21 protein-coding genes are annotated in these 22,050 nt (G+C 42.1%); 2 read left to right on the forward strand and 19 right to left on the reverse strand.

The annotated features are described in order from the left end of the window. Positions 1-230: 230 nt before the first annotated feature. The 13 genes from PSF27_RS15110 to cysJ form a co-directional block, all read right to left on the reverse strand. Positions 231-857: a protein-L-isoaspartate(D-aspartate) O-methyltransferase gene (locus PSF27_RS15110; RefSeq protein WP_206086859.1), complete on the reverse strand. Its 627-nt coding sequence runs from the start codon at positions 855-857 to the stop codon at positions 231-233. Continuing rightward, positions 854-1,615 carry a 5'/3'-nucleotidase SurE gene (gene surE / locus PSF27_RS15115; RefSeq protein WP_272539506.1) on the reverse strand — a complete coding sequence of 254 codons (762 nt, stop codon included), beginning with the start codon at positions 1,613-1,615 and terminating at the stop codon, positions 854-856. The genes PSF27_RS15110 and surE overlap by 4 nt, the downstream gene beginning before the upstream one ends. Further along, on the reverse strand, positions 1,593-2,651 hold the full coding sequence (gene truD, locus PSF27_RS15120) for a tRNA pseudouridine(13) synthase TruD (RefSeq protein ID WP_206086861.1): 1,059 nt from the start codon (positions 2,649-2,651) through the stop codon (positions 1,593-1,595). The genes surE and truD overlap by 23 nt, the downstream gene beginning before the upstream one ends. Next, on the reverse strand, positions 2,617-3,129 hold the full coding sequence (ispF, locus tag PSF27_RS15125; RefSeq protein ID WP_206086862.1) for a 2-C-methyl-D-erythritol 2,4-cyclodiphosphate synthase: 513 nt from the start codon (positions 3,127-3,129) through the stop codon (positions 2,617-2,619). Before ispF ends, truD begins: the two co-directional genes overlap by 35 nt. A gap of 9 nt (positions 3,130-3,138) precedes the next feature. Then, positions 3,139-3,861 carry a 2-C-methyl-D-erythritol 4-phosphate cytidylyltransferase gene (gene ispD, locus PSF27_RS15130; RefSeq protein WP_206086863.1) on the reverse strand — a complete coding sequence of 241 codons (723 nt, stop codon included), beginning with the start codon at positions 3,859-3,861 and terminating at the stop codon, positions 3,139-3,141. A 59-nt stretch (positions 3,862-3,920) separates the two neighbouring features. Then, the gene (gene ftsB, locus PSF27_RS15135) at positions 3,921-4,217 is read right to left on the reverse strand and encodes a cell division protein FtsB (protein ID WP_047757167.1); all 297 of its coding nucleotides are present in this window, start codon (positions 4,215-4,217) and stop codon (positions 3,921-3,923) included. 170 nt (positions 4,218-4,387) lie between these two features. Beyond that, positions 4,388-4,996 (reverse strand): adenylyl-sulfate kinase, encoded by a 609-nt coding sequence (gene cysC, locus PSF27_RS15140; protein ID WP_206086879.1) that lies wholly within the window; start codon positions 4,994-4,996, stop codon positions 4,388-4,390. A gap of 4 nt (positions 4,997-5,000) precedes the next feature. Then, entirely contained in the window at positions 5,001-6,443 is a 1,443-nt protein-coding gene (cysN, locus tag PSF27_RS15145; protein ID WP_206086864.1) for a sulfate adenylyltransferase subunit CysN, read from the reverse strand. A gap of 22 nt (positions 6,444-6,465) precedes the next feature. After that, entirely contained in the window at positions 6,466-7,374 is a 909-nt protein-coding gene (gene cysD / locus PSF27_RS15150; protein WP_272681796.1) for a sulfate adenylyltransferase subunit CysD, read from the reverse strand. A 14-nt stretch (positions 7,375-7,388) separates the two neighbouring features. Next, complete coding sequence (gene cysG, locus PSF27_RS15155) at positions 7,389-8,801, reverse strand: siroheme synthase CysG (protein ID WP_206086866.1); 1,413 nt, start codon at positions 8,799-8,801, stop codon at positions 7,389-7,391. 458 nt (positions 8,802-9,259) lie between these two features. Continuing rightward, the gene (locus PSF27_RS15160) at positions 9,260-9,994 is read right to left on the reverse strand and encodes a phosphoadenylyl-sulfate reductase (protein WP_272681797.1); all 735 of its coding nucleotides are present in this window, start codon (positions 9,992-9,994) and stop codon (positions 9,260-9,262) included. Continuing rightward, the gene (cysI, locus tag PSF27_RS15165; RefSeq protein WP_206086868.1) at positions 9,991-11,724 is read right to left on the reverse strand and encodes an assimilatory sulfite reductase (NADPH) hemoprotein subunit; all 1,734 of its coding nucleotides are present in this window, start codon (positions 11,722-11,724) and stop codon (positions 9,991-9,993) included. The genes PSF27_RS15160 and cysI overlap by 4 nt, the downstream gene beginning before the upstream one ends. Beyond that, positions 11,724-13,529: an NADPH-dependent assimilatory sulfite reductase flavoprotein subunit gene (gene cysJ / locus PSF27_RS15170; RefSeq protein WP_272539509.1), complete on the reverse strand. Its 1,806-nt coding sequence runs from the start codon at positions 13,527-13,529 to the stop codon at positions 11,724-11,726. The genes cysI and cysJ overlap by 1 nt, the downstream gene beginning before the upstream one ends. Before the next feature lie 364 nt (positions 13,530-13,893). On the opposite strand from cysJ, the gene queD reads away from it, so the two are divergent. Further along, positions 13,894-14,259 carry a 6-carboxytetrahydropterin synthase QueD gene (gene queD / locus PSF27_RS15175; RefSeq protein ID WP_206086870.1) on the forward strand — a complete coding sequence of 122 codons (366 nt, stop codon included), beginning with the start codon at positions 13,894-13,896 and terminating at the stop codon, positions 14,257-14,259. Positions 14,260-14,322: 63 nt separating this feature from the next. Here queD and queE read toward each other — a convergent pair whose 3' ends face one another. Further along, a complete protein-coding gene (queE, locus tag PSF27_RS15180; protein WP_272539510.1) occupies positions 14,323-14,994 on the reverse strand; it encodes a 7-carboxy-7-deazaguanine synthase QueE in 672 nt (223 codons plus the stop codon). A gap of 173 nt (positions 14,995-15,167) precedes the next feature. On the opposite strand from queE, the gene PSF27_RS15185 reads away from it, so the two are divergent. Beyond that, complete coding sequence (locus PSF27_RS15185; RefSeq protein WP_206086872.1) at positions 15,168-16,535, forward strand: amino acid permease; 1,368 nt, start codon at positions 15,168-15,170, stop codon at positions 16,533-16,535. A gap of 56 nt (positions 16,536-16,591) precedes the next feature. On the opposite strand, the gene megL is transcribed toward PSF27_RS15185, so the two are convergent. From megL to PSF27_RS15210, 5 genes are all read right to left on the reverse strand, one after another. Beyond that, the gene (gene megL / locus PSF27_RS15190) at positions 16,592-17,794 is read right to left on the reverse strand and encodes a methionine gamma-lyase (protein ID WP_272681798.1); all 1,203 of its coding nucleotides are present in this window, start codon (positions 17,792-17,794) and stop codon (positions 16,592-16,594) included. A 15-nt stretch (positions 17,795-17,809) separates the two neighbouring features. Then, on the reverse strand, positions 17,810-18,202 hold the full coding sequence (locus PSF27_RS15195; protein ID WP_272681799.1) for a hypothetical protein: 393 nt from the start codon (positions 18,200-18,202) through the stop codon (positions 17,810-17,812). Between the two features lie 13 nt (positions 18,203-18,215). Then, complete coding sequence (locus PSF27_RS15200; RefSeq protein WP_206086875.1) at positions 18,216-19,403, reverse strand: NAD(P)/FAD-dependent oxidoreductase; 1,188 nt, start codon at positions 19,401-19,403, stop codon at positions 18,216-18,218. Between the two features lie 222 nt (positions 19,404-19,625). Next, positions 19,626-20,183: a DUF1287 domain-containing protein gene (locus PSF27_RS15205; RefSeq protein WP_241016922.1), complete on the reverse strand. Its 558-nt coding sequence runs from the start codon at positions 20,181-20,183 to the stop codon at positions 19,626-19,628. A gap of 87 nt (positions 20,184-20,270) precedes the next feature. Continuing rightward, positions 20,271-21,062 carry an endonuclease/exonuclease/phosphatase family protein gene (locus PSF27_RS15210; RefSeq protein WP_206086877.1) on the reverse strand — a complete coding sequence of 264 codons (792 nt, stop codon included), beginning with the start codon at positions 21,060-21,062 and terminating at the stop codon, positions 20,271-20,273. Positions 21,063-22,050: the final 988 nt, after the last annotated feature.

Below are 22,050 nucleotides of genomic sequence, written 5' to 3' on the forward strand. Positions count from 1 at the left end.
TAAAGCAGAAATACAAAATAGTGAACAAGTTAAATATATCAAAAAGATAACAATTTGAGATTATGACTTAATAGTTTAAGCCACTGATTCAATTTTAGATGGGTAAAATATCATATTTGGAATGGTTTTACTTCTATTTGAGTTAGTAAAACTTTTGCAATGGCATTTTATTTAACATCATTATAAAAAATCAATCCGTTTTATAATGCAGAAATACCATTGCAAATAAATTAAAGCAGTTCACCCGCAATAAGAGGCACAAAACGTACTTTTTCAATGACGTTTGCATGATAATCATTTCCCCGTCGAGTAATTAACTTCAGGGATTGCTCTTTATCCCCAACAGGTAATACCATTCGACCACCATCTTTTAATTGCCCTAACAACAGAGTCGGAATTTCTGTTGGTGCTGCTGTAACAATAATGGCATCAAATGGGCCTTTGGATTGCCACCCTTCCCAGCCGTCACCATGGCGAGTAGACACATTATGCAGATCCAGCTGTTTAAGCCGACGTTTAGCTGTCCATTGCAGGCTTTTAACACGCTCAACCGAGAACACATGGTGTGCAAGATGCGCCAATACCGCAGTTTGGTACCCCGAACCTGTACCGATTTCCAGCACATTATCATTCGGTGCTAACGACAATAACGCCGTCATTTTTGCCACAATATACGGCTGTGAAATAGTTTGCCCATGACCAATTGGTAACGGGATATTATCGTAGGCTTTATGTGAGAGCGCTTCGTCCACAAACCGTTCACGAGGAACCTGTGAAATAGCATCCAATAGGCGCTCATCGTGAATTCCCTGTTGGCGTAACTGTGCCAAAAGTTCTTTCATGAGCCCTGTTTTCATTTTACTGTCACTCCTGATTTTTCCAACCACTCTTCGACCAATGTGTGCGCTTTATACGCCGTTAAGTCGACCTGTAATGGCGTAATGGAAACATAACCATTTTGAACGGCTTCAAAGTCTGTCCCTGGCCCTGCATCGCGAATTTCCCCGACAGGCCCTAACCAGTACAGCATATTTCCTTTAGGGTCTTCAAGATTATACACTTCCGATGCCGCGTGGCGGCTACCACAACGCGTGACTTTGATACCCTTAATTTCTTCATAAGGGATATCAGGTACATTGATATTCAAGATATTTCCTGCTCGTAATGGGTTCTTTTGTAACATCGAGAGAATATCACAAGTCACTTTTGCCGCCGTTTCATAATGGATTTCACCATCTAGCGAAACGGCAATCGACGGCAACCCTAAATGACGGCCTTCTGTTGCTGCTGCCACCGTACCTGAATAAATCACGTCATCACCCAAATTAGGGCCACAGTTAATCCCCGATACCACAATATCAGGGCGCGGACGAACGACTTTATTCACGCCAATATAGACACAGTCAGTCGGCGTTCCTTCTTGGACAGAAAGATCGCCGTTACTTAACGTTTGAATTTTTAGCGGTCTATCTAATGTAAGTGCATTAGACGCACCACTGCGATTACGATCAGGCGCAATTACTTGAACATGATAATATTGGCGTAGTGCTGCCGCAAGCGTTTGAATTCCTGGAGCATTTACACCATCGTCATTACTCAATAAAATCTTTAGCATCGACATTATCCTGCCCATTCTGATTAATAATTTCTCGTACCACGCTAGTAGCAAAACAACCTGAGTTCAAGAAAAACGCCAATTTTACTGTCGAATCATCTAACCATTGCCATGAAAAATTTTGCGGTTTAGCAATAATCGCACGCCTAACTGGAGAAACGCGTTCGCGTTGCATCAGTGGGATAACGGCTTGATATTCTGTTAAACATGCCGTTTCAAATGCCAGTGCGTCATCTTGTGTACCTAACTCACCATCTCCAGGTAAAGGTGCGGTGACACTCAACTCTGATGATAGCAAACGGCTTTGCAATGATGGAAGTTCTTCTTGTGTTGCCACAAACCAACTACCACGCCCCGTTAATTGCAAGGCATCACCTAACAGCACTTGCTGCTGGATTCCTTGGGCAATTCGCTCGCTCGCCACATGATTAAACATCGCACTGCGTGCCGCAGACAAATAAAAACTGCGTTTATTGCGTTCGCGAACTTGAATTTCTTGGTTAGCCCAGCGCAAAGCTTGTGTTAAATTTTGTCCATCACGCCCAAAACGCTGCTCACCAAAGTAGTTTGGCACACCCGAAGTGGCGATTTTTTGCATACGCTGCTCAACATCATTGGCATTAGAAATATCACGCAGCGTGATTTCAAATTGATTTCCTTTCAGGGAACCAATACGTAATTTACGCTTTTGTCGCGTCACAGCAAGCACGCGGCAACCCTCTAATTGCCACGCTGAGAAATCAGGTGTGTCTTTGCCTGGCATTTGCAAACAAAACCACTGTTCGGTCACCGCATGTCTGTCTTTTAAACCTGCATAGCTAACAACACGGGCTGAAATTTTAGCAAATTTGGCAAGTTGCTCTGCCACAAACAGCGTATTGCAGCCTGTTTTTTCCACGCGCACCATCACGTGCTCGCCTTCGCCATCTAACTCGAAGCCTAGATCTTCTTTAACAATAAAATCTTCAGGAATACTTTTTAATGTCCCTGAAGAAAGAGGTTTACCATGCAGGTACTGAACATTCATTGCTTTCATTACTATTATCTTTCACTAAAAGGACAACGGCGGCACACGCGATGCCTTCTTTACGACCCACAAAACCTAATTGCTCTGTTGTTGTCGCTTTTGCATTCACGTCATCCATATGACATTCTAAGTCTTCAGCAATATTCACACGCATTTGTGGAATATGAGGCAGCATTTTCGGGGCTTGCGCCATAATGGTGATATCGATATTACCAATACGATAGCCTTTAGCACGCACGTGGCAAAAGGCTTCCCTTAATAAAACACGGCTATCCGCCCCTTTAAATGCAGGGTCAGTATCGGGGAATAATTTTCCGATATCCCCCAATGCCGCAGCGCCTAAAATAGCGTCCGTTAACGCATGTAACACCACATCACCATCTGAATGAGCCAGCAAACCTTGCTCGTAGGGAATACGCACGCCGCCAATTACGATAGGGCCTTCGCCACCAAATTTGTGTACGTCAAAACCGTGTCCGATTCTCATTGTTTTTCCTTAGTTATTCATTCTTGAAAGATAAAACTCCGCCAGCGCGAGGTCTTCAGGCTGCGTCACTTTTAAGTTATCCGCTCGGCCTGCCACGAGAACAGGTTGATAGCCACAATACTCAAGTGCTGAGGCTTCATCGGTGATCACGGCGTTCTCTTTCAAGGCTTTACTTAGACAGTTCCGTAAGAGTTCCAACGGAAAAAATTGAGGGGTCAATGCGTGCCATAGCGCCTCACGTTCAACCGTGTGGTCAATGAATACTGAGGTTTTTACACTACGTTTCATTGTGTCACGCACAGGGGCGGCAAGAATACCACCACAGCAACCTTGTTCCGTTGCTAATTGAATAATGTTGTTGAGATCTTGTTGGTGGAGGCAAGGCCTTGCCGCATCATGCACCAGTACCCAACAATCATGATAATCGGGTTGTGATGTAAGGTAATTAAGCCCTGCCAAAACAGAATCGGCACGCTCTTTTCCACCCGTGACTACCGTCACCCTAGGGTCTTTCGCAATATCAAGCTGCTGGAAATAATCATCATCTGCGCTAAGTGCGATCACCACCGTATTGACGGTATTATTCGCTAACAATGCATCAATAGTATGTTCGATAATCGTTTTGCCCGCGACGGGTAAATACTGCTTAGGGCAATCAGCATTCATACGACTGCCAATACCTGCAGCAGGGATCAGTGCAACAATTTGTGGGGCAACACTTGGATTTGTCATTATTTGGTTCTTACATCAGAAATTATCAGGCAAATGGGCTCATTGTTTTAGGTTTCATATTATTGAGCAGATTTCTGGTTGCTGCTTTCTTTTACCATGCGATAGAAAGACTCACCTGGTTTAATCATACCAAGCTCGCTACGCGCACGTTCTTCAATTGCATCTTGACCATCATTGAGGTCATTAATTTCAGCAAATAATTGTTCATTACGCATTTTCAAGCGCGAGTTAACAATTTCCTGTGCGGCAACATCGTCTTTAACTTGGACATAATCATGTATGCCATTCTTGCCTAACCATAAGGAATACTGCAACCATGCTAATATCGCGATTAATAGTAGCGTTAATTTACCCATCTTGCCCCCTGAAATGATGTGCTAATCATCCCATAACTCAGCGAATCGCGCTACTGTGACAAAAAATTATATTAAAAAGTCAGAATAAATCGGATTTGTACCCCTTAACTATCACCTTATTTTATCACTAAAGATCAAGATCTGTGATTTAAGATAATAGCTAAGTGGCATTAATAATCCATTTGAATGATATTATTGCGCAGTAATAGCGCAATAATATGAGAAAGAGAATCGGAGATAGGTTGCTGCCCGTCAAGCCGTAATTCAGGGCTTAAGGGTGTTTCATAAGGGGAGTCAATCCCTGTAAACTGTTTAATTTTCCCTTCTCGTGCTTGTTGATATAACCCTTTCGGGTCACGTTGTTCACACACATACACTGGCGTATCAACGTATAACTCAAAAAATTGGTTTGGTTCGAATAATTCACGAACACTTTGCCGATCCGATTGAAAAGGCGAAATAAACGCCGTTGCTACAACTAACCCCGCATCCACCATTAGTTTAGCAACTTCACCCACTCGCCGAATATTTTCTTGCCTGTCAGCCTCACTAAAACCAAGGTCACGACATAACCCATGACGAATATTATCGCCATCCAATAAATAGGTTTTCACGCCAATAGAGGCCAGCTGGTGTTCAATGGCGCCCGCGAGTGTCGATTTACCCGACCCAGAGAGCCCAGTAAACCACAAGACGGCCCCTTTATGACCATTATTACTTTCCCGTAAGGGGCGCGTGACCACATGTTGATGCCATACAATATTGTTATCTTGAGTCATTGGTTTATTTTCCACCCAGTACGTCCCGAGCCCCCCAATGAGGAAAATGCCGGCGAATCAGCTGGTTAAGCTCAATTTCAAATTCACTAAATTCCCCCGTTGACTCAAAAATTGGCTCCTGTGCTTCTCGCACGAGTCCAGCCCCCACAGTCACATTCGTCAGCCTGTCGATAAAAATCATGCCCCCCGTGTCCGCATTGCGTTGGTAGTTTTCCAATAATAATGGCTCATCAAATGAAAACTCCACTAAACCAATGCCATTTAACGGTAATTCCGTTGCCACTTTTTGTGTGAGGTTATTCACATCCACTTGATATTGAATATTTTCAACTTTCCCTCGGCTGCGTTTTCCTGCAATTTTAATATCTAATTGCTGGCCTTGAACAAGGGGTTGTTCCGCCATCCACACCACATCAATCGACGCATGTTGCGTGGTTTGCAAGTTTTCGTTTTCTGCGACAATCAAATCGCCGCGGCTAATATCGATTTCATCATCCAACACCAACGTGATGGCTTCACCAGGTACGGCGAAATCCTGTAAGCCCGAAAATGTCACTATTTCCTTAATTTTGGCCGTTGCCCCCGATGGCAGCACTTTAATTGCTTGTCCAACTTGAACAATGCCTGACGACAGTGTGCCGCTGTAACCACGAAAATCTAAATTGGGTCTATTCACATATTGCACAGGAAAACGCAACGCTTGCTCTGAGGCTTTTTGCTCAACCTGCACATTTTCTAAAATAGACAATAACGTTTCCCCTTGATACCAAGGTAGTTGCTCACTCGGGTTAACAATATTGTCACCATCAAGGGCTGAAATCGGTACAAACCAAACATTCAGCTCGACGGGTAATTCAGTAGCAAACTGTTGGTAATCCTGTTTAATTTTGTCGAATACAGCTTCACTGTACTCCACTAGATCCATCTTATTCACCGCAACAATTAAATGACGGATCCCCAGCAATGTACTAATAAAACTGTGGCGGCGAGTTTGCTCTTGCACGCCTTTTCGAGCATCGATCAACAAAATAGAAAGTGAGCAAGTTGATGCGCCTGTCGCCATATTGCGGGTATATTGCTCATGTCCTGGGGTATCTGCGATGATAAATTTGCGCTTTTCTGTCGAAAAATAGCGATATGCCACATCGATGGTGATCCCTTGCTCACGTTCCGCAGCAAGGCCATCCACCAACAGGGCGAGATCAAGCTTTTCCCCTTGGGTGCCCATTCGCTTACTATCGCTTTGCAGTGTTGTGAGCTGATCTTGGTAAATTTGGCGAGTATCGTGCAATAAACGACCAATTAATGTACTTTTCCCATCATCCACATTGCCACAGGTTAAAAAACGCAAAAGTCCTTTTTGCTGTTGCGCAAGTAAGTAAGGTTCCACGCCACCTTGCTGCTCAATTTGCAGCGCGATTGATTCGTTATAAACGGCTTGTGCCATAATTTGCTCCTTATCTTGCGAATTAAAAGTAACCTTGGCGCTTTTTAAGCTCCATAGATGCAGACTGGTCACTATCGATTAACCGCCCTTGTCGCTCACTCGTGGTCGAAATCAACATTTCTTCAATGATTTCAGGCAATGTTTGGGCTTGAGACTCAACCGCGCCAGTTAGCGGCCAGCAGCCTAACGTTCGAAAACGTACTTGCTGTTGACTGATCACCTCTCCGACTTTTAAATCAATTCGGTCATCATCCACCATTAGCAAAGTACCATTTCGCTGGATCACCGGGCGCTCTTTCGCAAAATACAGCGGAACAATATCGATATTCTCCAAGTAGATATACTGCCAAATATCCAACTCTGTCCAATTCGAAAGTGGGAATACGCGAATACTTTCCCCCTTGTTGATCTGACCGTTATAATTGTGCCAAAGTTCAGGGCGCTGGTTTTTTGGATCCCAACGATGAGATCGGTCTCTAAATGAGTAGATCCGCTCTTTTGCTCGGGATTTTTCTTCGTCACGCCGCGCGCCACCAAAAGCCGCATCAAAACCGTATTTATCAAGTGCTTGTTTCAAGCCTTCCGTTTTCATGATATCCGTGTGCTTTGCACTGCCATGTACAAAGGGGTTAATTCCCAACTTTTCCCCTTCAGGGTTACGGTGAATCAATAATTCAAAACCGTATTTTTGTGCGGTAGCATCACGAAACTCATACATTTCGCGGAATTTCCACCCTGTATCCACATGTAACAATGGAAAAGGTAATTTCCCAGGATAGAAAGCTTTGCGCGCTAAATGCAACATCACAGAAGAGTCTTTACCGATGGAATACAGCATCACAGGGTTTGCGAACTCAGCGGCAACTTCACGAATAATATGAATACTTTCAGCCTCTAACTGCTGCAAGTGGGTCAATTTTTTCTCGTTCACGACAATCTCCATCATTAAGCCAGTTCCAGCACAGCGCTACGCCAGCGGATATCTTCTGTTTGCGAACCAAACCATGCGAGCTCATTGTGTAATGCTGTAACCTCGCCAATCACAATCAATGCAGGTGCGGGTGCTTGTTGGGCAAGTGCCTCGAGGTCATGCAATTGACCTGTTACCACTTTTTGGTCTCGTCGTGTCCCACTCCCCACAACGGCGACAGGGGTGTCACTCGCGCGACCAAATTTAATCAATTGCTCACTGATATTGGCCGCCTTTACGGTGCCCATATAAATCGCTAATGTTTGCTGACCGCGAGCCAATGCCTGCCAATCCAGATCCGCGCCATTTTCACGGCAATGTCCAGTAATAAACGTAATGCTTTGCGAGTGTTCTCGGTGAGTGAGAGGAATTCCTGCATAAGCCGTCGCGCCGATTGCAGCGGTTACACCTGGCACCACTTGGAAAGGTATCCCTGCTTTTGCGGCAACTTGTAATTCCTCACCGCCACGACCGAAAACAAACGGATCGCCGCCTTTTAATCTCACCACTTTTTTACCTTGCTGAGCAAATTTCACGATCATTTCATTGGTTTCTTCTTGAGAAACACTGTGATTGCCCGCCCGTTTACCCACACAAATTTTGTCAGCATCACGGCGTACCAATTCGAGGATCTCCTCGCTCACCAAATGGTCGTATAAAACCACTTCCGCGCTTTGTAATACTCTCAGCCCTTTTAATGTAAGCAGTCCTGCATCACCAGGGCCTGCACCGACTAAAACCAATTCTCCACGGTTATCTTGCTCATAAAGCTGCCGTTCAAGCTGTTGTTCCGCTTCGCTTAACTGGCCTTTTTCCACCAAAGAGGCAAAGCGACCACTAAAACTTTTTTCCCAGAAACGCTTTCTTTCTCGCATATTACTCAACGTCTCTTTGACTTTACCGCGCCAACGCCCTGCGATTTCGGCCATCTTGCCTAACGATAATGGCAGCATGGTTTCCAATTTTTCTCTAAGTAAACGCGCCAACACAGGAGCAGTTCCACCAGAAGATATCGCCACAATCACAGGCGAGCGGTCGATAATCGAAGGCACGATAAACGAACACAGCGGCTGGTCATCAACCACGTTGACAAAAATTTTGCGCTCATTGGCATCGTAAAACACGGTTTCATTGAGGAGCGCGTCATCCGTTGCTGCAATCACTAAAAAAGCATCATCCAACAGCGAAGAAAGGTACTCTTGCGCCAACCACTCAAAGTGGCCTTGCTGATGCTGTGTTTGTAATTGAGGACATAACGACGGGGAGATCACCACAAGCTTAGCCTGTGCTTTGATGAGCAATTCGGCCTTGCGCGCGGCCACTACACCGCCGCCAATTAACACCACTTTGCGCGTACGTACATCGACAAATAACGGTAAATAATCCATCTTGCTCACCCATCGTTATACAAACAAATTATATGAAACATAAAATTGACTATATGGCGTAAAAGTTAAGGTTTGAAATGCTAAAAAAATATGACTTGTAACAGAAAGGAATAAGCCAAATACTCATTAATTAGCAATAAATAGAGACCAAAAACACCAAATAGACAAAACTTAACTTAAACTTTATTTTGAAAGTAAATTTATAAAAATTAAGGAATATCTATTTTTAGATATAAACATCCCTTTGTAATTAAACAAATATTTTATTAAATCCATCACTATTTAGACTCTAAACTAAAACTATAGCTTGGGTTACAAATAACCAATACTCTAAATAATTCATGTTGTCCCTAGGCGATAAGTAAATGAGTCGCTAGGAACATACACAAGTATGTGACTAAGGTAGCTGAGCGCAGACCACAACGCTGCAGTTTGAAATATGACGGGGAGACGAGTATTTAGTTTTCATGAAGCCCACACTCCCTCTTTAGGCCAAAGAAACGCGTATCTTCCTCATTCATGCCAGCTTCCCATTTGCGGGTTGTATGAGTATCCCCAACAGATAAATATCCCTTCTCCCACAACGGATGGTAAGGCAAGTTATGCTTTGTTAGGTATTCATAGACTTGCTTATTATTCCAATCAATCATGGGTAGAATTTTAAAAATCCCTTTACCTATGCCAAGCACAGATAAATTTGCACGGCTTGCAGATTGCTCTCGCCTTAACCCTGAAAACCAGCTCTGCGCCTGTAGTTCATGTAAAGCTCTTTCCATGGGCTCTACTTTGTTCAATTGGTTATAATGTTCTATCCCTTCAATACCTTGCGTCCAAAGCTGCCCATGAATTGCTTCTTGCCAAGCGGGTGTTTGTTTCGCGCGATAAACCTGTAAATTCAGGTGTAATCTCTCCGTTAATTGCTCAATAAATTGATAGGTTTCAGGAAAAAGATAACCTGTATCCGTCAATATCACAGGGATTTCAGGTAATACTTGCGTCACCATATGTAAGGTAAGTGCCGCTTGAATACCAAAACTGGATGACAACACAAATTGTATGGGTAAATTTTCAACTGCCCATTCAATGCGCAGCTGCGCAGTCTTATTTTCCAATTGAGTATTAAACTCAGACAAATACTCCGTTTGCTGCTCTTTATCTAACCCAATAACGTCTGCAAGCTGAAGTCGGCTCATACCGCCTCCTTAACCTCATAGAAATCCACAGCAGAATTTAGCACAGGCTTCACAACCTCAGTACGGATCAGAAAATCACCAAACCCCTCTTGTGCTAAGCGGTTTTTCGCCCAATCGCCAATAAGATCATCAAGGATGGATAAAATTTCTGCGCTGCTAATATTTTCACGATACATCCGAGGAATACGAGTCCCAATGCGGTTGCCACCAAGGTGTAAGTTATACCTATCTAACGCTTTCCCCACTAACCCGACTTCCGCCAGCATCGCTCTTCCACACCCATTTGGGCAACCTGTGATACGCAAAACGATGTGCTCATCTGCCACATGGTGTGCTGCCATAATATTCTCAACATGGGTCGTAAACTCGGGTAAAAAGCGTTCAGCTTCCGCCATTGCCAGAGGGCATGTCGGAAAGGAAACACAGGCCATGGAATTTTCACGCTGTGGTGTAATGACATCGCTCATTAACCCATGGGCTCTCGCAATGGCTTCAATGGTCGCTTTTTCACTTTCGGGCACACCCGCTACGATGAGATTTTGGTTAGCCGTTAAGCGAAAATCCCCTTGGTGGATACGTGCTATTTCTGCAACACCCGTTTTCAACGGCCTATCTGCTAAATCAATTAATCGACCATTTTCAATAAATAATGTTAAGTGCCAACGATCATCTATCCCTTTAAGCCAGCCAATCTTGTCACCGCGTTCGGTAAATTCATAATGGCGGATCGGCTCAAAATTCACGCCTGCACGCTTTTCAACCTCAGCTTTAAAAGTGTCAACACCCACGCGTTCTAAGGTGTATTTCGTTTTGGCATTTTTACGCTCAGTACGGTTCCCCCAATCACGCTGTGTGGTGACAATCGCTTCCGCAACTGCCAATGTTTTGTCTAATGGAATAAAACCAAATTCACTGGCTAAACGTGGAAATGTTGCGGTATCCCCGTGAGTCATTGCTAACCCGCCGCCCACTAACACATTAAAACCAATCAACTCACCATCTTCAGCAATCGCCACAAAGTTCATGTCATTAGCGTGTAAATCCACATCGTTCAATGGCGGAATGACGACTGAGGTTTTAAATTTTCGTGGTAGGTAAGTTTGGCCTAAAATCGGCTCTTCATCCGTGGTCACTACTTTTTCTTTATCTAGCCAGATTTCGGCGTAAGCACTGGTGCGAGGCAGCAGATGCTCAGAAATTTTCTTTGCCCATTCATACGCTTGCTGATGTAATTCTGATTGCACAGGGTTAGATGTACATAACACATTACGGTTAACATCGTTTGCCGTAGCGAGTGCATCCAAGCCAACATGGCTTAACATTTGGTGGGCAGGTTTTACATCCCCTTTAAGGATGCCATGAAACTGAAACGTCTGACGATTTGTAATGCGCACACTGCCATATAATGTGTGTTCTGAGGCAAATTTATCAATATCAAGCCATTGTTTTGGCGTGATAATTCCCCCAGGTAAGCGACAGCGCAACATCATTGCGTGGCGAGGCTCTAATTTTTGCTCAGCTCGCTCAGCGCGAATATCACGATCATCCTGCTGGTACATACCATGAAAACGGATTAATAAAAAATTGTCCCCATCAAAGCCACCTGTTAAGCCATTTTTTAAGTCCTCCTTAATGGTACCGCGCAAATAGTTACTGTCTTGCTTCATACGTTCGCTATCGGCTAACTTGCCTTCGACGATTAAGGGTTTTTGTTGCTGTTCATTGCTCATTAATAAACATCCCTCTGATAACGGCGCATTACGCGCAGCTCACTTAAAAATTCATCGGCAGCCTCAATGTCCATGTTGCCGTATTGACCGATGATATCCAATAAAGCCTGTTCAACATCTTTCGCCATACGGTTTGCATCACCACAGACGTAAATATGTGCGCCTTCTTGCAGCCATTGCCACACCGCTTCCCCTTGTTCACGCAACTTGTCCTGTACATAGATTTTTTGTTGTTGATCGCGCGACCAAGCCAAAGAAATTTGCGTTAATAAGCCCTCTTTCACATAGCGCTGCCATTCCACTTGATACAAAAAATCATCTACAAAATGGGGGTTACCAAAAAACAACCAGTTTTTCCCCGTTGCGCCGTCGTTATCTCGCTGTTGTAAGAAAGCACGGAATGGAGCAATCCCCGTTCCTGGACCAATCATAATGACAGGCGTTTCTGGGTTCGCAGGTAAACGGAAATTATCATTGTGTTCAATGAAAATACGTAGCTCATCACCTTCATTGAGTCTGTCAGCTAAAAAACCCGATGCGCCCCCAGTACGCAAGCGACCATCAATGTCATAGCGCACCACCCCTACCGTGACGTGAACTTCGTCTTCAGCCTCTGACTGAGACGATGAAATGGAGTATAAACGAGGCGTTAATGGGCGCAGCAAATCAATAAACTCTTGTGCACTTGGCTGAGATGCCGCTTGGCGCACCATGTCCACAATTGGCGTATTTTGTGCGTAATGCAAAATGGCTTGCTTATCACTGATCAGCGATAACAACGCATCGTCTTTAGAAAGTTGAGCGTATTTTTCCACAATCACTGGGGTATTTTGCGTTAACTCTAATTGGTAAATTAATGCATCACGTAAAGAGTGGCGTTGAGTCCCAATAAAGACGTCTTCGTCGCCCTTTAGCCACAGTAATGCCACCAGCTCATCAACTAAAGCAGGGTCATTATCGAACCACACACCTAACGCATCCCCTGGTTGATAACGCAGGCCTGAATCTCCTAAATCAATTTCAATGTGCCGCACGTCTTTTTGTGAATCTCGGCTGGTGAGTTTCTGGTTACTGAGCAGCGATGCCGTTAATGGCGCGGTTTTACTGTACGGGGAAGTGTGAATTTCATTCATACTTCCCGCTTGTGCAGACAACAACTGACTGTCGCTTTGTGCGGGTACACGCGCTTTTAAAATACGGGTTAAATTTTCGACCCATTCATCGGCAATGGATTGGTATTCCACATCCGCATCAATACGCTCAAATAATGATTTCGCACCCAACAAGGCTAGTTGTGAATCAAAATCTTTGCCTGCTTGGCAAAATTTTTCATAAGAAGAATCGCCCAGTGCAAATACCGCGTATTGCGTTTGGGATAAATCAGGAGCTTTTTTCGAGAACAGGTACTTGTAAAGCGCAACCGCCTCTTCTGCTGGCTCCCCTTCTCCTTGAGTCGATGCCACAATAACCAACACTTTTTCTTGGTTAATTTGCTTAAACTTATAGTCGCCCGCGTTTACTAAATGGACATTAATTTTTTCACCGACTAAACGCTCCCTAAGCTGTTCCGATAAACGGCGAGCATTCCCCGTTTGCGATGCAGAAATAATTGTCACGGTTTCTTGAGCCGCAACAGGGGCATTCACAGACACATCCGTGGCTGCCGTTTGGTTTACCATTCCCCATAAATACCCCGACAGCCATGCAAGCTGATGAGATGAAAAATCGTCGACCGCAGTTTGTAAACGCGCTAATTGCTCAGTTGATATTGGCAGCAATGTTAATGGCGGCTGTTTTTTTGTCATTATCCTGTAACCCCAGTGTCGCTCATCGTTGAGTTTGTCTTACAATCGAGTGAAATGGGCAAATTTGTTCAGCCACTCGCTCGGAAAAGTTCTAAAACCTATCGCTCAATCGTTTCCCTAAATAATTCAGGTAGCAAAGCAAAAAATGCCGAGTTACCTCCAATATGCAGGGTATACGATTAGGTTATAACAACCGTCAATAACGGGATAAGAAACGATAGCCATAAATCATAACTAAAAAGCCTAAATCAATTACCAGATGGATCATATGGATAAAACAGGTTAGCGATAATTTGGCAAATAACGACAATCTGCTCTAAAAATACAGTACAATACGCTGTTTATTAACACTAAGGAGCCACTAATGAGCACAACTATCTATAAAGATTTCACCTTCGAAGCTGCACACAAATTACCCCACGTTCCTGAGGGGCATAAGTGTGGACGCCTTCATGGGCATTCTTTCATGGTGCGTTTGGAAATCACAGGTGAAGTCGATGCACACAGTGGCTGGATCATTGATTTTTCTGAGGTCAAAGGGATATTCAAACCGATTTGGGAACAACTAGACCACCATTACTTGAATGATATTGCAGGCTTAGAGAACCCAACAAGTGAAGTTTTAGCACAGTGGATTTGGCAACAAACGAAACCCCATTTGCCATTACTCAGCGCGGTCACCGTGAAAGAAACCTGTACTGCGGGCTGTGTTTATCGCGGGGAAGCTTAAATAATACCATTATGTAGAGTGGTTTTGCCCCAGCCATATCACTTTTTATGGCTGGGGTTTCAATTATTGAATATTTAAATACTTATGTGTTTGAATGGATAAACGCCAATTTCGTTGAATACACATCTCAATACACAATTTTGTGGCTGCTGTTTTTTGGCTGATCGGTTGCAATGCAACAATTGGCGGGTTAACTGATGTACGCAGCGCTAAAATAGCTTCTAGAGCCTCAATATCTTTTTCCCGTGCAACAGGATGTTTAACCTCATTTGCTCGGTTAACTGCCTGAGCCAAAACTTTAAGCCCTCCTTTCATACCCACTTTTGGTGAAACCGTTACCCATGTTTTTTCTGTGCATTGAATAGGGTAAGTTCCGCTGGTTTCAATCTGGCATTGATACCCGCTTTGTTCTAATGACTCCGTTAGTGGCGTTAAATCATAAATACAAGGTTCTCCCCCTGTAATCACAATATGCTTTGCTGTAAACCCCTTCGTTTTCATCAATTGAATCAATTCGTCGCTATCAGCCATAGCCCATGTATCTGAATCAAGCGTCTTTAATACGATATCACCAAGAGTGGTTTGTTTGTCTTGTTCTTTTTCCCACGTTTGCTTGGTATCACACCAGCTACACCCTACTGGGCAGCCTTGTAAACGAATAAAAACTGCTGGAACACCTGTAAAAACCCCCTCTCCCTGCAATGTTTGGAAGATTTCATTAATTGGGTATTTCATATCACTCCTAAATTAGTTAACTAAGTGGACATTATATTGCAGATATCTATCTCACGAACAAGGGAGTTTGTGATAATGTAGCCATCTTGGGTTCAATAATGTACGTCCAACTTAATAAACAATACCGAAATTACATTCGGAACGATATCTCCTAAGAAAAGACAGGAAAAGACATGCAAAGTAGTCAAACAAACCAACTCAGAAAGGGACTGAGTGTCAGGCACATTCGCTTTATGGCTTTAGGGTCTGCGATTGGGACTGGTTTATTCTATGGTTCCGCATCCGCAATTCAAGCTGCGGGTCCTGCGGTTCTGCTGGCCTATATGGTTGGCGGTGCTGCCGTATTTATGGTCATGCGCGCTTTAGGCGAAATGGCCGTTCATCATCCTGTCCCTGGTTCTTTCTCGCACTACGCTAGCCATTATATGGGCCCCCTCGCAGGCTTTTTAACGGGTTGGAATTATGTCTTTGAAATGCTGGTTGTTTGCTTAGCAGATATCACCGCTTTTGGGATGTATATGGGCTTTTGGTTCCCAGATGTTGATCAATGGATATGGGTATTAAGCATTGTATTATTTATCGGTGCGCTAAATTTATGCCACGTCAAAATCTTCGGTGAAATGGAGTTCTGGCTATCCATAGTGAAAGTTTCTGCAATCATTGCGATGATTATCGGTGGAACCTTCTTGATGTTTTACGGCTTTGGCCAAGAAACTGACCATGCTGTAGGCATCCAAAACTTGTGGGAACATGGCGGTTTTATGCCAAACGGTATTTCGGGGGTGATTGCTTCTCTTGCCATTGTTATGTTTGCTTTTGGTGGAATTGAGGTGATTGGGATCACAGCCAGCGAAGCGCAAAACCCAGAAAAAACCATCCCGAAAGCCATTAATGCGGTGCCTCTTCGCATCTTATTATTCTATGGGTTAACGTTATTTATCCTGATGTGTATCTATCCATGGAACCAAATTGGTCAAAATGGTAGCCCATTTGTCCAAATTTTCTCCAGTTTAAATATCGCATCCGCCGCAAATATTTTGAACGTTGTGGTTATCACAGCAGCAATTTCTGCAATTAATAGTGATATTTTTGGCGCAGGCCGCATGATGTATGGCATGGCACAAGACAAACAGGCGCCACAAGTTTTTACTAAGCTGACGAAAAACGGTGTGCCTTGGGTCACTGTTTTAGTGATGTCTGTCGTGATGTTATTAGGTGTGTACCTGAACTACCTGCTACCAGAGAAAATCTTTGTCATTATTGCTTCGATTGCGACATTCGCAACCGTCTGGGTTTGGTTGATGATACTACTATCCCAAGTCGCTATGCGCCGTCAAATGAGCAAAGAAGAGGTTAAAAAACTGAAGTTCCCTGTGCCATTCTGGCCTGTAGGGCCTGCGATTACTATCGCCTTTATGGTATTCGTTATTGCATTGCTCGGCTTTTTTAAAGATACACAAGTGGCGCTGCTAGTTGGGTTTGCGTGGGTCGCGATACTCAGCGTGACCTTCTTCATTATGCGTAAATTTCAAACCAAATAACCGTTCGTATTCGTAATACAGAGCCCAATATCACAATGATATTGGGCTTTTTTTCATTATGCTAACGCTTGTTTAAGATCTTCAATCAAATCTCTCGTACTCTCGAGCCCAATTGATAAGCGAATTAACCCATCACTAATCCCGTACTGTTGCCGTTCTTCAGCGGTATAAGTTGAATGAGTCATACTTGCAGGGTGCTGAGCAAGGGATTCACAATCTCCCAAACTAACCGCTCGAGCAAATAAATTTAAACGGTTCAGAAATTGCTTACCAGCCTCAAGTCCACCTTTAAGTTCAAACGCAATCATTCCCCCAAATAATCTCATTTGCCTTTGAGCCAGCTCATATTGGGCAAAACTAGGTAACCCAGGATACATCACTTGAGCAACATGAGGATGTGATTCTAAATACTCGGCCACTATTTGCGTGCTTTCTACAATACGCTCCATACGAACAGGGAGGGTTTTCATTCCTCGTAACACAAGATTTGCATCATGAGGAGATAAACAAGCCCCTGTCATATCCTTGAGCCCTACCAATCTAATTTGTTTCGCTAAGGCTTCTGTCGTCACAACAGCCCCCGCCATTACATCACCGTGACCATTCATATATTTTGTCAATGAATGAATAACGATATCAGCCCCTAATTCTAATGGCTTTTGGATATAAGGTGTACAATAGGTATTATCTACTACCATGAATATTTCCTGTTGGTGAGCTTGTCGGTATTGATGAACTATATCGCTTACCGTTTTAATATCTACCAAACGCATATTTGGATTCGCTGGTGATTCAAAAAATATAATGCGTGTTTTATCGGTTAATTCGCGAGCAATATTCTCTGGTGAACTCATATCAATATGGCGAACCTTCACACCAAAGCGTGCTAAACCATGATGAAAAAATGCATAAGTACAACCATATACGGTCATATCCACCAACAATTCATCACCTGGACTCAATAACGTCCAAAGTGTTGATGTTATCGCTCCCATGCCAGAAGAAAATACAATTCCAGCTTCCCCTTCCTCTAAATCTGCAATTCGTTTTTCTAAAAGACTCAAGGTTGGGTTGTTGATACGAGTATAAATATAACCATTCGATTCACCACTAAAGCAGGCAGCGCCTTCTTCTACACTGTCAAAAACATAAGTTGATGTCTGGTAAATAGGTGCAGTTAGTGAACCTAAATTTTTGATAGGATCGTAATAATTATGTATCACACGAGTATCAAAAGAATACAATTTATCTAAAATCATACCACCTCCGAAATATTACCCCTCCTGGGTCTTATTCAATCGAGAACCAACAATTTGTAAAGTTCGTAAAACGGTACTTATTCCACGTAATGTATCGGTATCTTTTAATAAACTATAAACAGAACGAAAATTATGTGTTTTATCTGAATATTTGGCTTCCATCTTTGCCATGTTATAAGCGGTACCTAATTCCCACACTGGCGTTAAAGTATCCTCAAAACTATTTGCTAATTTTTCTACCGTCCCCGTATCCATAATATCTACGAGGTCAGATAATAAAGATAATAAATCAACTATATTGTCAAAACGCTGTAAATATAATAATGGGACTATTTTTTCCGCTAAATGATTTGCAGGTTCGCTATTTAGTAATTCCAGAAGTTTTGCTTGTTGATCATTACTTGACATGATTATTCTCCTATTACACTAAACCACGAATAGCAGCCCAATATATTCCTCGATTAAAACCATTTCTTAATAACCCTCCCACTTTTGTTGCTGGGGTAGGAATTACATCATGCTTATAATCGTATTGTAATGGCATCCCCGCATTAAGCCCCATTTGGGCAACAGCTTGGACACGCCCATCATAAATAGCGGAAGGGTATCCATAAGTAAGCTCTCCGCAAATATTATCTGCAATTATGGCGGCCTGATTATGACAGCTTCCTCCTGCTTTACTTATTGGCAAATCAACAGTGTCACCAATAACATAAACACCATCTGTACCATATACTTGCATAGTTTCATGGTCCGTTGGTAACCAACCTTCACCATTTTTATGTTCGCTTAAATTTGTATTCACTACGGCTTCAACCGCTGTAATTGGAGGTGTGCTAATTAAAATATCAAATGGTTGCTCATCCCCCTCTTTCGAATAAGCAATTTTTTTATCTGGATCGACCTTGTTTAAGGTAAAGCCGCGCTGGGCTTTGATGTTTTTAATATTAAAAATTTCAGGTATCGCTTCACATACAGGTTGCTGTAAAAACAAACAATTCCTCAGTAATTGTGAAACCGTCGGGTAAGTATAAACAATTTCAATATTATCCCGAACTCGCCGTTTACGTAAGAACTCATCAAGCATCAATGTTGTTTCCATTGGTGCTATTCCACATTGGTGAGGTACATTTGGTGTTTCAGGAAATGATACTGTAATAAAAATACGTCCCTTTTCAATCTTAGCAATTTGATCCGCTAATTTTCTTGCGGCATCATAAGCATAAAAATGATTTCCTATCTCTTTCAATCCTTCAATTCTATCTGGCCTCGGTACGCATCCTGTAGCGACAACTAAAAAATCATAATTATATTTTTTTCCACTTCTAGAGTGTAGTTCTTTATTTTTAAAATCGAATGATTCAATTTTATCAATCTCTAATTGAATTTCAGGTCTTAATAGTGAACTCTGATCTCTCATCAATTCTTCTTTAAAAAATAAATTGAATGCAACATACATAAAGGCTGGTTTGTAATAATGAATAGGATTATCAGTGATGAGTGTTACTTTTATTTTTTTTGAGAAAATTTCTTTGTTCAGTTTTCGGGACAATATGTTTGCCAACATTGTTCCACCTGTACCACCACCAACGATCACTATATTTATCATAACATCTCCAAACTAAATATTTAAAATGGATGGCAAGACATCAATTAAATTAAAAAACTGATACCTTTTAAATATAGTTCAATTCTAATAATTACCAATACAATTAATTGAATATAATTCAACTAACAACAAGAAAAATTAATCACACTAAAATATAAATACCCATGAATAAATTAATGATAAAAACTATCATCACTGTAACCATTTTAGTTTAAAAAAAATTCAATAAGAATAATGACCTATCAATTTCCATTTAAATAAAACATCTTCCGTGACTTGACCATAACCAATATTATGCATAATCAAATAATTTTTATTATTAACAGATTTTATAGAGGTCACAATGCCAATATGTGGTCTTCCATTATCTAATCGCCATGTAACAATATCACCTGGCACATAATCTTTTGTATCTTTAGTGACAGGTTTTTCCTGTCCTTTACGTGAGAAAAAAACTTCTAAATTAGGCACTCTGCGGTGATCAATATTGGTATCCGTTTTACGCAGCCCCCAAATACGCTGACTCGGATATTTGCTAAAATTCGATTTCATATCCTCATGTACTAATTTTTGTAGATCAATCCCCATTTTTCGATAACTGCGAATAACAACATCAGAACAAACGCCGTAATGTTCTGGAATATCACCATTAGGATAAGAGATCTGTCGATATGCTGGATCATAAATAACAAAACGAGGGAGCGCTTCCGCATGTTTAGCTAACGTTAAATTAGCACTACTTGCAGTGTGAGAAAGGGCTAATAATAAAATAGCTGACATTATAGTTTTCAAAGAGATACTCTCCATATCAATATATGAATAAAATCTACAATAAAAACAGAGAAAAATAAGGTGTGAAAATCTTAATTATCTAGACACATCAAACCGAGTGATAATCGGGTTATGATCAGAAGCATCTGTGATTAATACTTTACTATCAATAGCTTTGAGCCCGCGATAAAAAACATAATCTAGCGGTCGACCAAAAGCTTTGGTCCGTAAATCCTCATCAATCGTAATTTCTTTTAACCCCACACTGCGAATGAAGCGTTTTAGCGCATTCACCCTTTGTCGACTCCATGCGTTAAAATCCCCCGCAAGAATCACAGGGCCAACATGTTTACTAATATGAATACCAAGCTTATTCAATTGCCTTGTATAAACATCAACCCCAAAGCTAAAGTTAATAGCATGGACATTTGCCACCATTAATTGCTGCCCATTAGGTAAGGGATAAACCGTAATCAACGCTGATTTAGCGAGCCGAAGCAGTGGTTCTTTTTCTCGTAATGGGCAGCAATAAATAGGATGAGCAGTGGCAAGGGTCATCACTCCAGACGGATGGGGAGAAAAAGGAAGAGCAGGGACTTGATCTGCAATAAGCTGCTCAGAAGCAGCAAAAGAAATCAACTCAGGGGACATTTGAGCTTCTTGTAATAAGATCAACTTACGGCCTTTAACCAGCTCGCTTAAAGCTATTTTCCAATTTGGCCGTTGCTGTTTATAAATGTTCCATATAACAACATCAAGAGTTTCGCTGGCAGCAAACAAAGGTAACCCGATTGGGAGAGATTCCCCTAGCATATGCACAGGTGTCGGCTGAATACGTTTAGCGGGTTGACCTGCAATATATCGAACTGAATAGGTTCTTTTCGCCAAATTCAACTTCCTACTTATCTCAATGAAATGATAAATTCTACGCTTTATAACTTATCTCTGTGGTCAGTATACCAAACACACCCTGTTATGGCCTATCAAATTTAGTGAATAACATCTTTCGCTCGGCAATATCGTTCAATAAACAGTTACCCTATCCATATCCCGAATGACTCATTGACGCTCTTCCAACTCTAGCCTTACAAAGAAATGAAAAAGCCATCATGAGGAATACAAGTAGTAATCAAGCAGAAATTAATAGCGACAATACAGGCAAAATATTCTGAAAAAAAGACTGTAGAAAAAATCCTTAGAATTGAGTATTCCGAGTCTAAGGACCAATCAAGTGCTAAGAGAGAAAAACAGTGAACAAAAATACGACCTAAGAGACAACGAAAGTGATGAAAACTGTGATAACACAAGTTAATTACTGAGCGGATTATTGATTAATTTAGTTTTTTCTTCCTTAGCCCATTAGAGAAACAACCAGCGGAGTTAATCAAGAAAATATCCTCTACTCATCTAAGCGACAAAATACAAGTCACTTACTGAGCTGACGGCTAATTAGCTTATTAGTCTTTCATACTCTTTTCTTGTATAGACGTAACTTTATAAGAGTAAACAATGAGTGATTATCCATAGGCACAGTCAATACGTAGACAAGGAATAGTATAAAAAGAGCAAATACGATAAAGAACGAGACAACACAAAGGCGAGCGACTGAATTATTGATTAGCTTACCGCTATTTATCTAACCTTCAGCTTGTCATACCAGTATCCCGCGCCATTCTTTAATTTTCCACTTATTGTCATCACAAAATGCGATTTACTGTAATCAACGACAGTTGCTAAAGGAGCGTCGGATAAGCTTACGAAGATTTCTACCTTTTACCCACAAACCATAACGACGTGAGCACAGAAACACAGAACACGGATAACACAATGATTAGTTGCCAAGTGGACTATTGATAAGCTTGCAAAGATCTCCCCG

The organism is Providencia sp. PROV129 (assembly GCF_028482245.1).
Classification (GTDB): Bacteria; Pseudomonadota; Gammaproteobacteria; order Enterobacterales; family Enterobacteriaceae; genus Providencia; species Providencia vermicola.